16 protein-coding genes are annotated in these 13,641 nt (G+C 38.0%); 15 read left to right on the top strand and 1 reads right to left on the bottom strand.

Going from position 1 to position 13,641, the window contains the following annotated elements; genetic code table 11:
* Positions 1–27 precede the first annotated feature (27 nt).
* The 14 genes from ACVWXS_RS01995 (at position 28) to ACVWXS_RS01930 (ending at position 11,707) form a co-directional block, all read left to right on the top strand.
* Positions 28–288 (top strand): metal-sensitive transcriptional regulator, encoded by a 261-nt coding sequence (locus tag ACVWXS_RS01995; protein WP_368637530.1) that lies wholly within the window; start codon positions 28–30, stop codon positions 286–288.
* Positions 289–309: 21 nt separating this feature from the next.
* Positions 310–672: a rhodanese-like domain-containing protein gene (locus ACVWXS_RS01990; RefSeq protein WP_456955651.1), complete on the top strand. Its 363-nt coding sequence runs from the start codon at positions 310–312 to the stop codon at positions 670–672.
* A gap of 12 nt (positions 673–684) precedes the next feature.
* The gene (locus ACVWXS_RS01985; RefSeq protein WP_456955649.1) at positions 685–981 is read left to right on the top strand and encodes a rhodanese-like domain-containing protein; all 297 of its coding nucleotides are present in this window, start codon (positions 685–687) and stop codon (positions 979–981) included.
* Between the two features lie 74 nt (positions 982–1,055).
* A complete protein-coding gene (locus tag ACVWXS_RS01980) occupies positions 1,056–1,610 on the top strand; it encodes a sulfurtransferase TusA family protein (protein WP_456955647.1) in 555 nt (184 codons plus the stop codon).
* 13 nt (positions 1,611–1,623) lie between these two features.
* Positions 1,624–2,019, top strand: a complete 396-nt coding sequence (locus tag ACVWXS_RS01975; protein WP_427497731.1) for a DsrE/DsrF/DrsH-like family protein — start codon at positions 1,624–1,626, stop codon at positions 2,017–2,019.
* Between the two features lie 74 nt (positions 2,020–2,093).
* On the top strand, positions 2,094–3,221 hold the full coding sequence (locus ACVWXS_RS01970) for an MBL fold metallo-hydrolase (RefSeq protein ID WP_456955645.1): 1,128 nt from the start codon (positions 2,094–2,096) through the stop codon (positions 3,219–3,221).
* Between the two features lie 90 nt (positions 3,222–3,311).
* On the top strand, positions 3,312–3,539 hold the full coding sequence (locus ACVWXS_RS01965) for a sulfurtransferase TusA family protein (protein ID WP_368637536.1): 228 nt from the start codon (positions 3,312–3,314) through the stop codon (positions 3,537–3,539).
* Positions 3,540–3,634: 95 nt separating this feature from the next.
* A complete protein-coding gene (locus tag ACVWXS_RS01960; RefSeq protein ID WP_456955643.1) occupies positions 3,635–4,411 on the top strand; it encodes a sulfite exporter TauE/SafE family protein in 777 nt (258 codons plus the stop codon).
* A gap of 13 nt (positions 4,412–4,424) precedes the next feature.
* Positions 4,425–5,129: a DsbA family oxidoreductase gene (locus ACVWXS_RS01955; protein ID WP_456955641.1), complete on the top strand. Its 705-nt coding sequence runs from the start codon at positions 4,425–4,427 to the stop codon at positions 5,127–5,129.
* A 233-nt stretch (positions 5,130–5,362) separates the two neighbouring features.
* A complete protein-coding gene (locus ACVWXS_RS01950) occupies positions 5,363–6,313 on the top strand; it encodes a c-type cytochrome (RefSeq protein ID WP_427420313.1) in 951 nt (316 codons plus the stop codon).
* Positions 6,314–6,905: 592 nt separating this feature from the next.
* Positions 6,906–7,049: a hypothetical protein gene (locus ACVWXS_RS01945; RefSeq protein ID WP_456955639.1), complete on the top strand. Its 144-nt coding sequence runs from the start codon at positions 6,906–6,908 to the stop codon at positions 7,047–7,049.
* Complete coding sequence (locus ACVWXS_RS01940) at positions 7,043–8,005, top strand: M23 family metallopeptidase (RefSeq protein WP_456955872.1); 963 nt, start codon at positions 7,043–7,045, stop codon at positions 8,003–8,005. The genes ACVWXS_RS01945 and ACVWXS_RS01940 overlap by 7 nt, the downstream gene beginning before the upstream one ends.
* A 168-nt stretch (positions 8,006–8,173) precedes the next feature.
* Complete coding sequence (locus ACVWXS_RS01935) at positions 8,174–10,162, top strand: ABC1 kinase family protein (RefSeq protein WP_368637541.1); 1,989 nt, start codon at positions 8,174–8,176, stop codon at positions 10,160–10,162.
* A gap of 345 nt (positions 10,163–10,507) precedes the next feature.
* Positions 10,508–11,707 (top strand): C40 family peptidase, encoded by a 1,200-nt coding sequence (locus tag ACVWXS_RS01930; protein WP_456955637.1) that lies wholly within the window; start codon positions 10,508–10,510, stop codon positions 11,705–11,707.
* A gap of 113 nt (positions 11,708–11,820) precedes the next feature.
* On the opposite strand, the gene ytvI is transcribed toward ACVWXS_RS01930, so the two are convergent.
* Positions 11,821–12,879: a sporulation integral membrane protein YtvI gene (gene ytvI, locus ACVWXS_RS01925; RefSeq protein WP_368637543.1), complete on the bottom strand. Its 1,059-nt coding sequence runs from the start codon at positions 12,877–12,879 to the stop codon at positions 11,821–11,823.
* Between the two features lie 91 nt (positions 12,880–12,970).
* On the opposite strand from ytvI, the gene ACVWXS_RS01920 reads away from it, so the two are divergent.
* Positions 12,971–13,519 (top strand): hypothetical protein, encoded by a 549-nt coding sequence (locus ACVWXS_RS01920; protein ID WP_368637544.1) that lies wholly within the window; start codon positions 12,971–12,973, stop codon positions 13,517–13,519.
* The last annotated feature ends 122 nt before the right edge of the window (positions 13,520–13,641 follow it).

Below are 13,641 nucleotides of genomic sequence, written 5' to 3'. Positions count from 1 at the left end.
AATCGTTTTGAAAGGGGCGTGAACGGTATGGCTTACGGTACAAAAACAGCTAATCGAGTGAAGCGTATAGAAGGTCAACTGCGCGGTGTCTTACGCATGATGGAAGAAGAAAAAAACTGTAAAGATGTGATTACACAGCTATCTGCCGTGCGTTCTGCGGTTGATCGGACTATTGGAGTTATTGTTAGTGAAAATTTATTGGATTGTGTATCGACTGCTGAAGGGGATGCTGAAAAGATGAATGAAGTCATCCAGGAGGCAATGGATCTAGTCGTGAAAAGTAGATAAATTTTATATACCCTTAATCGTATGGGAAGGAGGCGATACTACTTGGGAACATGGGTGATACTTGCTGTTGTAATAGCGTTCTTTGTGTGGCGAATGAAGCCAACGAAAGGGGTAAAGACAATTTCAGCGGCACAATTGAAAAATATACTGAATGACAAGGATAAAGTTTTTATCGATGTACGCACACCAGCCGAATATAAGGGGCGCAATATACTGCAATTTAAAAATATACCGCTCGGCTCTAGCTTTGATAAATTACCGAGAGATAAAGAAATAGTTGTGATTTGCCAAAGTGGCATGCGTAGTAGTCAGGCGTGTAAGCGATTGAAAAAACAAGGTTTTGAGCGTGTAACAAATGTCCGTGGTGGCATGAGCGCATATTAGGAGGAGAATAGCATGAAAGAGACTTTAGCAAAGGAAGTACAACAAACTATAGAGCGAGGTCAGGCATTAAATTTAATTGACGTACGTGAATTAGACGAAGTGGAGTCAGGACATATTCCGGGTATCATTCATATTCCACTAGGCTTACTTGAATTTCGGATGCATGAGCTGAATAAAAATAAACCATATGTTATAGTCTGTCGATCTGGTGGTCGCAGTGGTAATGCTACTCGATTTTTAGAAAGCCAAGGTTTTGATGTATCTAATATGGTAGGTGGTATGCTCGCTTGGGAAGGTGAAGTAAAGTAAGGGAATCTGTAGAGTTTGCTATATTTTTTTAGCAAAAACAATACCCGTGTAGGTATAGAGGGGGGGCGGAAGTTATGAGTATTAAGGTAGATTTTCAGCTGGATGCCAAAGGTTTTTCTTGTCCGATGCCGATTGTTAAAACAAAGAAGGTGATGGCTGAGTTAGTGGATGGTCAAATTCTAGAGGTGTTAGCAACAGATAAAGGTTCAAAGGCGGATCTTGCCGCATGGGCTGAAACTGTGGGTCACCAATATATTGGGACAGTGGAAGAGGAAAATGTGCTTAAGCATTACATTCGTAAATGTTCAAATGACATGTTGGATGAAAAAACGTTTGAACACACAATTGAGTTAGAGCAAGTCACGAAAAGAGGAGGGGTAATTCTTGATGTGCGTGAGGAGGTAGAGTTTGCTTTTGGTCATATTGAGGGAGCAAAGTCTATACCGATGGGGGAGCTGGAGGCACGCCTTTCTGAGCTAGATACAGAGCAAGAGATTTATATTATTTGTCGAACTGGGAAGCGCAGTGATTTAGCTGCACAAAGGCTCTCGGCACATGGCTTTGCGAAGGTATATAACGTTCTGCCAGGTATGACATCCTGGAAGGGCACTTTAATAAAAAACATTTAGGAGGAATTTTATTATGTCAAATAAAGTAGCGATAATTGCAAGTAACGGTGGTCTTTTTGATGCGTATAAGGTGTTTAATATTGCAACGGCAGCGGCAGCTTCAGAGAAAGAAGTGGCTATTTTCTTCACATTCGAAGGGTTGAATTTAATTCATAAACAAGGAATGTATGCATTGCCGATGCCTGCGGGGGCGGAGCATTATGCAGAAGGATTTGCGAAAGCCAATGTACCAGCAATTCCGCAATTAGTGGAATTGGCACAGGAATTAGGCGTGAAATTTATCGCGTGTCAAATGACGATGGATGTAATGGGTTTAACGACAGAGGATTTTATTGATGGTATCGAAGTTGGGGGAGCAGTGACATTCTTGGAGTTTGCTAAAGATGCAGCACCATCATTAACATTCTAATTTAACTTCTTTTAGCGGGTATCCAAACACCCGCTAAAAAAATCAATAGAATAATACTGCGGGGGGTAAGTGAAGTGTCAGTTCTAAAATGGAGCGCAGCCCAAGTGGCGGAAAAAGTAATTAACAATGAGGAGTTATTTATTTTAGATGTTCGAAATGCGGATGCATTCGAAGATTGGAAAATTGATGGGCGTAAATTTGAGTATCTTAATATTCCGTATTTTGAGCTTTTAGATGGTGTCGAGGATATTTTACCGAAGATTCCAACGGATAAAGATGTGTTAGTCGTTTGTGCGAAAGAAGGATCATCGATGATGGTAGCTGAGATGCTATCAGAAGCAGGACGTACAGTTGCTTATTTAGCAGGTGGAATGAAAACGTGGAGTGAATATTTAGAACCGATTAAAGTGGGGGATTTAACAGGTGGTGGTGAGCTTTATCAATTTGTTCGTTTAGGGAAGGGCTGTCTTTCTTATATGGTCATCTCTGGTGGCGAAGCGGCTATTATCGATGCTGTGCGTTTTACAGACGCATTCACAAGCTTTGCAGATGATAAAAACGTAAAAATTAAATATGTATATGATACACATTTGCATGCGGATCATATATCTGGTGGACGCCATATCGCAGCTGCAACGGGTGCAACGTATTATTTACCGCCAAAAGATGCAGAAGAGGTTGTGTTTGACTATGCACCTTTAATTGATGGAACAACTGTCCAAATTGGCGCATCCCAAATTGATGTAGGAGCGATTTATTCACCTGGTCATACAATTGGTTCAACGTCATTCGTTGTGGACAACAAGTATTTATTAACCGGAGATATTTTATTTATTGATTCAATTGGACGCCCTGATTTAGCGGGTCTTGCTGAAGATTGGGTGGGTGATTTGCGCGAAACACTTTACAAGCGATATAGAGAATTATCGGATGAACTTATTGTTTTACCGGCTCATTTTATGATTATTGATGAATTAAATGGAGATGGGACTGTTGCAAAACGTCTTGGGCAATTATTTGCAGAAAATCACGGTTTAAATATTAAAGATGCAGTTAATTTCCGTAGCATTGTGACAGATCATTTGCCTCCGCAGCCAAATGCCTATCAAGAAATTCGTCAAGTAAATATGGGGAAGCTGACCCCTGCGCAAGATGAGCAAACAGAGATGGAAATTGGTCCGAATCGCTGTGCAGTTCGATAGTATGTTATATCTTATTTTTGTAAAGTCGTGTGAAAACAATTAGAACCGGCAAAATGGTTTACAACCTTTGCTGTTCCAAAGGAGAAAAATATGAAATCAAACTTACAATTAGATGCAAAGGGCTTATCTTGTCCAATGCCTATAGTGAAAACAAAAAAAGCTATCGATACATTGGCTTCAGGTGAAATTTTAGAGGTTCAAGTAACAGATAAGGGATCTTTGGCGGATATCCCTGCTTGGGCAAAAGCTGGCGGTCATGCAATTTTAGATAAATGTGAAGAAGCTGGTGTTATTACATTCTTTATTCAAAAAGCTTAAGGCTAGTGAGGGTTGTTTCTTCGGTTTGAAGTTTAGAACAACCCTCCTTTCATTTGATATTGGTAGGGATGAGTGGCTAGAAAGAAGGAAAAAAGATGGATTTAGCATGGGTCATTACAATATTTTTGATTGGCTTTGTGGGTTCATATGTATCGGGAATGCTAGGGATTGGCGGGGCGATTATAAAATATCCAATGTTATTATATATCCCGCCTTTATTTGGTTTTGCTGCATTTTCGGCACATGAGGTATCAGGTATTAGTGCAGTAGAAGTATTTTTTGCTTCTATTGCTGGGGTATGGGCATATCGAAAAGGTGGCTATTTAAATAAATCACTGATTATTTATATGGGTGGTGCCATATTAGTAGGAAGCTTCGTTGGTAGTTATGGCTCCAAATTTTTATCAGAAGCGGGGGTTAACGTCGTTTATGGTGTGTTGGCATTGATTGCCGCGGTGATGATGTTTATTCCTAAGAAGCAAATTGACGACAAGCCGTTGGATGAAGTGACGTTCAATAAGCCAATAGCGGCCATATTAGCGTTTATTGTTGGTATTGGGTCGGGGATTGTTGGGGCAGCTGGTGGCTTCTTGTTAGTACCTATAATGCTAGTGATATTAGGGATACCAACACGTATGACAATCGCTACAAGCCTTGCTATTACCTTTATATCCTCAATAGGTGGGACAATTGGAAAATTGATGACGGGTCAAGTTGATTACTATCCTGCATTCATTATGATTGTAGCTAGCTTAATAGCAGCCCCATTAGGTGCAAAAGCAGGCAAAAAATTAAATACAAAAGTTTTACAAGGCAGTTTAGCGGTGCTTATTTTAGCAACGGCCATTAAAATTTGGATGGATATATTGTAGGGGGTTGTAGTAAATGAAAATTGAGGTTTTCTCGGATTTTACATGTCCGTTCTGCTACATTGGCAAACGAGAATTAGAACGTGCTATTGACATAGCAGGTTATACAGGGCAAGTAGAAATTGAATACAAAGCATATCAAATTGGTTTAGATACGCCTAAGCAAAATGCGCCAACTTTATATGAGAGTATGGCTGTAAAATATGATTCAACTTTAGAAGAAGTAAAGGAACTAACTGAGGGTATAGCAAAGCGTGCTGAAGAGGTTGGGTTACATTACAATTTTCAAAATATGAAAACAGCGCATACTGAAAAAGCTCATCGATTGGCAAAGTGGACAAAGCAGTTTGACAAAGAGGGAGCTTATACAGAAGCGCTTATGAGTGGCTATTTTACAGAAGGAAAAGAATTAAATGAGGATACATTTTTATTAACGGTCATAAAAGATTTAGACTTAGATGTTGAAATAGCGAAGAGTGTTCTTTCATCAAAGGACTTCAGTGAAGATTTAGATAAGGATCGATATGATGCCCGACAGCTAGGTGTACAAAGTGTACCGTTCTTTGTTTTTGAAAATCGTTACGGAATTAAAGGGGCGGAGCCGAATGAGGTTTTCGTACGAACTTTGCATCAAGCGGCAGAGATAGCGGGTATTCGGCCGGTATTAAAGATGGTAGGCGGCGGTGAAGCTACTTGTGCTGATGGTGAATGTAAATTATAAAGGAATTCTAAAATGCCGGGTACGATGCTGTGCTCGGCATTTTTGGAGGAAATTATACATACTGCAACAGGTATTAAGTTGTGTTTATTGTGTTATATAACAATAATTACTACAAAATTTATCCATTTTTATCATCTGAATGGTTCTATTTGCGCGAGGTGTGAGGAAAATCACATCGAAAAATATGCTGTTTTGCTAAAATGTAGGTGATTATACAAAGGGGGGTATTGTAGATGAAACCTATAGTAGCAGGAGTAGCGGGGACAGTATTATTAGCAGGTACACTTTTTGTAGGGGCAGTCATTAGTGATAAAATTTTAGGTGATGCTAACGGAGAAAGCAAAGAAGCCGCAGAACAGACAAAAATACCAACAACAGCAGCTGCTCAGTCAGCTGTCTATGCACCGCCGAGTATTGAAGAAGTACCAGATGGACCTATGAAAGAAACGATATTAAATGGCTATGAGCTTGTCAATAATACACATGTTGCTGCAGATGAATATGTTGGGAATCAATTGTCTTGCACAAGCTGTCATGCAGGAGCAGGCAATGATGAGCAAGCTGCGTCATTAGTTGGTGTTACAGCGAATTATCCGCAATATATTGCACGATCAGGAGATGTTGTAACGATTGAAGAGCGTATTAATGGTTGTATGGTTCGTAGTATGAACGGTAAAAAATTTGACATGAACAGCGAAGAGTTAGAAGCTATGGTCTCATACTTCACCTATATTTCAGAAGGTGTACCTATTGGAGCGGAGCGTGAATGGGCAGGTACAAGTACTATGAAAAACGTTCCTATACCGGACGTAACGAACGGTGAAGAGTTATATGCCCAGTCTTGTATTACTTGCCATGCAGTTGATGGTTCAGGTACTGGTGCTAATACAGGTCCGGCATTATGGGGTGAAAATTCATTTAATGATGGAGCGGGTATGGCACGTATGTCAAAAATGGCTGGCTACATTAAAACCAATATGCCAATTGGAGCAGCTGGAACTTTGACAGATCAAGATGCCGCTGATTTAGCAGCCTATATTTTATCGCAGGATCGACCTGAATGGGCTAATCATGATAAAGATTGGCCAAACGGTGGACGTCCAAATGATATTATGAATAAAGAAAAACGGGAACAAGTTAAAAATGGCACAATAGATTGGGAGAAGGTCCTTTCAACAAATTAAAGGATGCTGTGAACTGACAGAACTTCTTACAAGCTATATCGAAAATTAAAGAAATGAATACAATGATTAACGGTACAGTGCTAGTGTCCACTTAAAAACCTGTCAATGCTTAATACCTTTAGATAATTTTTGTCTAAAGGTATTTTTTTATTGCTTACTACACCTACGTCTGAGGTCTTATGGGCATCTTATCCTTAAATTGATATATTTAGAATGATCACCGAAAGTTGTGTATAGCATTTGCTAAAACGTATGCCTTTTATCTTCATTCAGTAGAAGACTCCTACCTCTGAAGGTAGTGAGATAAATACGGATGTGGTTCCCTGTCAATAGGTTCCATACCCCCTACTGAATGAAGATAAAGCCTCCGGCGGATGTCACGGATTTTCAAAGGAATGAATTGTGCGAGCACAATTCAAAATCCGGACGCAATTACGCCAAGGCGAAATTGATATAAGTTGATTGGAGTGGAGACTGGGCGACTCCTTGGGGATCAGCGAAAGAGGAACGAAGGCTAAGAGCATCACGTCCTGTGATAACGCCTTCGTGACCTACATCGTGTAGGCCCGAGACCCTGGAGCGAGCAACGCGAGTGAAGCGGCTCATCGGACGCCCCCAGGAAGCTTTGCTCTGTGCGAAAGCGAAGCGTCAGCAAATGTTTTATCTGTGCGAAAGCGTAGCGACAGCAACAACAAAGCGCTCAGTCGGAACGGAAATCAACCACATGTTATGGTGATGAGCCTAAATTTAGTAAATAGAATTGTTGATAAAGATTTTGACATAGGGAGGAACGAGTTTATTTTTAAAAAATTGTTGCGGAAGTATGGTTATACAAATGGTGTGTTAATAGCGCTTATTTTATTATTATGGATCAGTGCTTTTTTTATTGGTGGTATTTTCGGTGTATATTCATGGACAATACTTAAATTAATTTTACCAGTAGTAGGAGCTATAGGATTGATGATTAATTTTGTCATGTTAATCATATTAATTGTTAAAAAGCAAAGAAGTGTTAAGTGGTTTATGAATATAGTGATAAACATCATATTCATCTTTCCAATTTTAATGACTATGAATATTATTCTTTGTGCTTATCCGAACACTATTGAACGTACTCAACCATCTATAACTGTAGGTTGGCCTTTAACTGAAGAAACTGTTGTTGGGTGGGGTGGTAATCATGTTAAAGATAATTTACCTCATGCAGTATGGGCATCAGAGAGATGGGCCTATGATTTAGTAATGGAGCCTTATAACATTAACAGTGATAGCAATGAGGATTACGGAATATGGAATAAGGAAATTAATGCACCGGTTTCTGGAATTGTTGTTGCTGTTTCAAATGATGAAGCTGACATTACACCAGGGACAGAAGATTTTACGTCGATAGAAGGGAATTATGTGTACATAAAGATAAAAGAAACAGGCACTTATCTTTTACTTAATCATTTGAAAAAAGATAGCGTCACTGTTGAAGTGGGAGATACTGTAGAGCCAGGAGATGTCATTGGGCGTGTTGGGAATAGCGGTTCATCCTCAGAACCTCATTTACATATCCATCATCAAAGACAAGATCCGACTAAAGTTATTCACCCTGTCTTAGCAGAAGGACTGCCTCTATTTTTTGAAGATATAGATGGTGATTCAATGCCGAAAAAAGATGCAATTATAAAGCCGCAAACCGATGAATGACACAGTAAGTAACAAGAGTGATTAATTTTTTGTAAAAACAGATATTTAAAATACAGAATCCATTTTGAGAGATCTTTTTTCAAAATGGATTCGTTTTATATTAAAAGAAGTACAGATCGTAATTTGTTATACTAGCAGTATTAGGAAGTAGCATCGGAGGTGACGCTGTTGATTTTTTTGAAATTTTTAATCCAAATCATTGCCGTATCAGGGATTATTTATTTTGTAAGTGGTCGATTAATTGGCTCAAATATCAATTTTGTTCGTAGGGTTCTTTCTGTAGTTATTAGTGTGACGCTGACATCCTTTGTCTACTGGTATTCTTATTTGCGCCATACAGATTTTTTATCTGAAACAGTGATGCAAACGGTGACAGAGGTCAGTACACTTATTTGGCTTGGTAGCATGCTGCTAATTTCTATGCTGCTCTACCTTGTTTTTGAGCTTTTTGACCCAAGTGGTATTACAGCTGGGGAACGTCGTAATGACCAAAAAAATTTATTGTTGCGCCTTCGTAGCTACTGGCGACAACAAAAGCGCTTACGACAGGTGTTAAAAATAGCTGTGACAAATGGTGTTGTGCAAACGATTAAATACGCAAGACAACGAGAAAATGAAAAGGAGCTTGCGATTGCTTTAAGGTCTACTTTGGAGCAATGCGGTGGGATATTTATTAAATTTGGTCAGGTGCTTTCTACACGTAAGGAACTGTTTTCACCTATCTTTATTGACGAATTGGAGAGGCTGCAGCATCGTGTGAAGCCTTTACCGTCAGAGCAGGTAACTCAAATTTTAGAAGGTTCACTTCCTAAGCCGGTGAATGAGATATTTGCAAGTTTTCAAATGGAGCCTATTGCGGCAGCGTCTATTGGACAAGTACATAAGGCGCGATTAAAGAATTATGATGAAGTCGTGGTGAAGCTACTGCGACCAGAGATAAAGGGGATCATGCGAGACGACCTTGAGATTTTGGAGGAATTTTCTAATTGGCTAACAAGCAAGTCTACATGGGCTGAATCGCTGGGCTTTCGAGAACTTGCTAGAGGATTTGCAGATGGATTACGCGAGGAAATTCATTTAGATATAGAGGTTCGGAATACATTGCAAGTGACTAATGCCCTTGCTAAAAGCGATTATAAGGTGCGTATTCCTAAAATCTATACAGCATATTGTGATGAAAATATTATTGTCATGGAATACGTACGGGGGAAAAGTGTTGCAGATGGTGCGGCTGTTTTTAATAGTTTAGAAATTGATCGTAGGCAGTTTGCGCGTACTGTTTTATATTCCTTCTTTGAGCAGATGCTTTTTTCGGGTATATTTCATGCAGACCCACATCCGGGAAATATTCATATTGATGAGAAGGATGGTACACCAATCCTCCTTGATTTTGGGGCTGTTGGTCGTTTGGGGGCTACACAACAAGAGGGCTTAAAGCTATTTTTAATGGGGATTCAGCTAAATGATTCAAATATTTTATATGATGGTCTAACACTATTGGTTGAAAATGCTGATCATGCAGAGCGTGCAAAGATGGAGCAAGCCATTGATCAAATTTTGTTGAAAATTTCTTACGTGGATCGAATTCCAACAGAAGAATTAATACATGCGTTATTTACGGTTGTCCGTGATTTCGGTCTTGCTTTCTATCCCGCAGTAGGTTTAGCGTTACGATCATTAGTAACATTGGATGGGACATTACGTGTAATTGATTCGCGTTTTGATATTTTTATGGAAGCGAAAGATTTTTCATCCACGTATATGCGGGCATCTCTCCTAAAGCCATTTAAAGAACCGATGGCAACAAAGGAACGCTTGCAAGAAGAACTATCAATGCTTATTCCGACATTACGCAAAATGCCAAGACGGGTTGATCAGCTTATTCAACGAGTAGAGAGCGGAAAAATTATTTTACATCACGATGTTTTTTCGGATGAGCATAATGCTCGTTTTATTACAAATCTGTTTTCCCGTTTGGTCTTACTTCTCGTTGGTATTACCTTTGGCATTATTTCTGTAGCACTTTTAGCAATCTCACAATTTATTCACGATTCATACGCCGTTTACTTAAATACAGCTGCATACATAGGTTTATTTTTGTGTGCTATTCTGTTAGTTCGGCTTTCTATTCAAGCGTTACGTTCTATGAAGCAATAGGTAGGGGAGATGTTCCCTTACCTTTTTTTATGTTCAAAACGTTGTCGAGAAATATTACAAAAACATTACAAATTAGTGAGTGAATCTAATAGGAAAGTAGCTGAAAATGATATTTTGTAGAAAGAAACGGTATTTTGTAGAATATTTTAGATTTTACACGAATGTTACAAATATATTTCGAGTTTTACTAAACGATTAAATAGGTGTGAAATAGTATAAAAGTTGTGCTGATAATGCTAAACTTTAAAAGGCTAATATAAATATAAGAAATTACAAAATAAATCGTTCAATTGATTACATTAAAACTCCAAGAGCGAAATTGACTAATGAAGGGAAAGAAGTAACGTGGGTAAGCGCAATAAATGGCGTAAGTCGATGGTGCTAGCATTAGCGCTAGCTGGTGGCTTATTATTTAACACAGTTCAACCGACAGAAGTGCACGCAGAAGAAACATCTCAACAAATGATTGATAAGAAAGCTAAAATAGATACAGAAGTTAAAAAGCTACAAGAAGAATTAACAAATTTACAAAAAGAGATCGATGAAAAAGTAAAAGTATTTAACAAAGTACAAACAGATATTAAAGACGTTGATGCAGATATTACAGAAACTGAAAAGCGTATTGAGCAACGTTCAAAAATTTTAAGTGAGCGTATGGCTGCGTATCAAGCGCAAGATGACACTGTGGGTGTTTACTTAAATGTTGTTCTTGAATCAAAAAGCTTTGCAGATTTAATGGACCGTGTCGTAGCGGTAAAAACATTAATGGATGCCGACCAAGAATTAGTAGATCAACAAGAAGCAGATAAGGCTAACTTAGAGAAACAAAAAGCAACTTTAGATGAAAAACAAAAAGAGCTTCAAAAGCAATTCCAAGAGCTTCAACAAAAGGAAAGCGAAATGGAAGTAAAAAAAGCTGAAAACGAAGCAAAATCTCTTGCATTAAAGGCAGAAATTGCAACGAAACAAGAAGAAGAACGTTTAGAAGAAGAACGTAAAAAAGCAGAGGAAGAAGCAGCTCGTTTACGTGCACTTCAAGCAGTTACTCCAGTTGTACAAGCAACAAACAGCAATGCTAGCAATGACAGCAATGCTAACAATGACAACAACGGTAACAATGGTAACAATGATAACAAAGGTAACAAAGGTAATTCACAAAAAGTCGTTGTTGGGTCTGGCTCAGGTACTGCATCTTCAGGTGATGCTATTTCCACTGCGAAACAATTCCTAGGCACTAGCTATGTTTGGGGCGGCAACAACCCATCGACAGGATTTGACTGCTCAGGTCTTGTACAATGGTCTTACAAGCAAGCAGGTGTATCTTTACCGCGTACAGCATCACAACAATATTCAGCAACACAACGTATTTCAGCAAGCGAAGCACGTGTAGGTGACTTAGTATTCTTCAGCTATGGTTCAGGCGTAGCGCATGTAGGTATTTACTTAGGTAACAACACGATGATTGATGCTCAAAATAAAGGTGTTGTCATTGAATCACTTGATTGGTGGAATCAATATTTAGTAGGCTTCGGTCGTATTCAATAAGCCTTACATTATATAGACGATTGAAATGACAAAAAGGTCATCTTTGTAAAGAAAAAATACAAAGATGACCTTTTTTTGTTTGAGGATGATTGAATTGATGTTTAGATAAAATGCTATATTTTAAAATTCAGCTTGATAATACCTGTTTCTTTTAATGCAATAAAGAAAATAATGACAAAAGGTCCTGCGAGTAAACCGATCACACCAAATAACTGAAGACCAATAAACATGGCAATTAATGTAGGTAAAGTTGATAAACCGATATGGTGACCCATTAATTTAGGCTCGACTACTCGACGAATAATGAGTAAAATAGCAGCTAGGATGAATAATTTTACAGCTATAGATATATTTCCTACTAATAGGTGATAAAGCCCCCATGGTGCCAAAATAATAATAGAACCGAGAAAAGGAATAATATCAATTAGCCATATAATAATTGTCATCGTTATTGCGTATTTTGGTTGGATTAGTAACAGCCCAATAAGTGTGACGCCCCCGATAATAAAGCTAACGAGTAAATGTGCCTTCATATAGCCGAAAATAGCATCCTTTAAACGATTCGCGACGATTTTCAATTTATTTGCAGTGCTAGGCTTTAAATATTTATAGGTGATCTGTTTTAACTTGGGTAAATCTAACATAAATAAAAATAGAGCAATCGTATAAACAAGAAGACTGATAAATAGGCTTGGGATTTCAGCAAAGAAGGCTGTAACTTTAGTATAATTAAAAAAGTTTAAAAAAGATTCTTCGATTTTCTTTATGAAATCCATTGTTGTATTTTGAAGCGAGGCACTTACTTCAGGAGGGAAGTCTTCTGTGTATTTAGAAATGTTTTCTTGCATACTAAGCCACATTTCTGATAGTTTTGAAATATAATAGGGAGCTTGCTTTGAAATTGAAATTATTTGCGACATAAGTTGTGTAATAGTAAAATAGCAAATGATGGAAATTAAAATAACGCTCACTATATAAATAAACGCAACTGCAATTTTTCGAGACATTTTCCATCGCCGTTTAAAGAACATAACAATTGGCTCTAAAAAAAATGCAGTAACACCAGCTAATATAACGGGAACGGAAACTGGGATAATAAAATATGCAGCTACAATTAAAGTAATAATCATAATCATTCTAAAAATCAGTTTCCTAGAATTAATTTTATTCATAAACTCACCTTCTTTGCGCAAAGTAAGTTTAGTGTACCATAAAACATAAAAATATTATTACGGTCTGAAACAATAAAGGTAGGGATGAATCATGGAAAAAGGGATTATGCAACTTTTTAGTAATTTAACAGAACGTGACCGCGATATTCAATATGAATCTTTCGAAGAATTGATGAAAATAATGCAGGAACCAGTTGATTGGACATATGCAGTTTGGGAACAACTTATTCAGGCTCTTACATACAAAAATGGGCATGTTCGTGCAAGCGCGGCACAATTTTTATGCGCATTGGCAGCAAAAAGTGATCCAGAAGAGAGAGTATTAGAGGATTTCTTAAAGATTTGGGCAGTGACGTATGATGAAAAAACAGAAACGGCGAGACTTACTTTGCAGGCAATTTGGAAAATAGGTTTAGCGGGGCAGGTACAAAGAGATTTAGTCGTTTCATATTTGGCAAAAAGATTTCAAACATGCTTAGACGAAAAGCAACCGGCATTAATGCGCTATGATATTATTGTATCTTTTAAAAAGCTATTTGATGAAACGAAAGACCCGAAGCTATTAAAAATTGCGGAGCGTTTAATTGCGGAAGAAAAAGATGTTAAATACAAAAAGAAATATATGAAAGCCATCCATTAAAGACGTGGAATGGCTATTTTTTTTGTGAAAATTCTTTCGTTAATAGAGAAATAGTTTATAATATATCAGGCGTGCTGAGTAGGAAAATATAGGTTTATTATTGACCGATAATAGGATTTTTT

The organism is Lysinibacillus sp. TE18511, from assembly GCF_054062295.1.
This window is presented reverse-complemented; position numbering and strand designations above follow the sequence as displayed.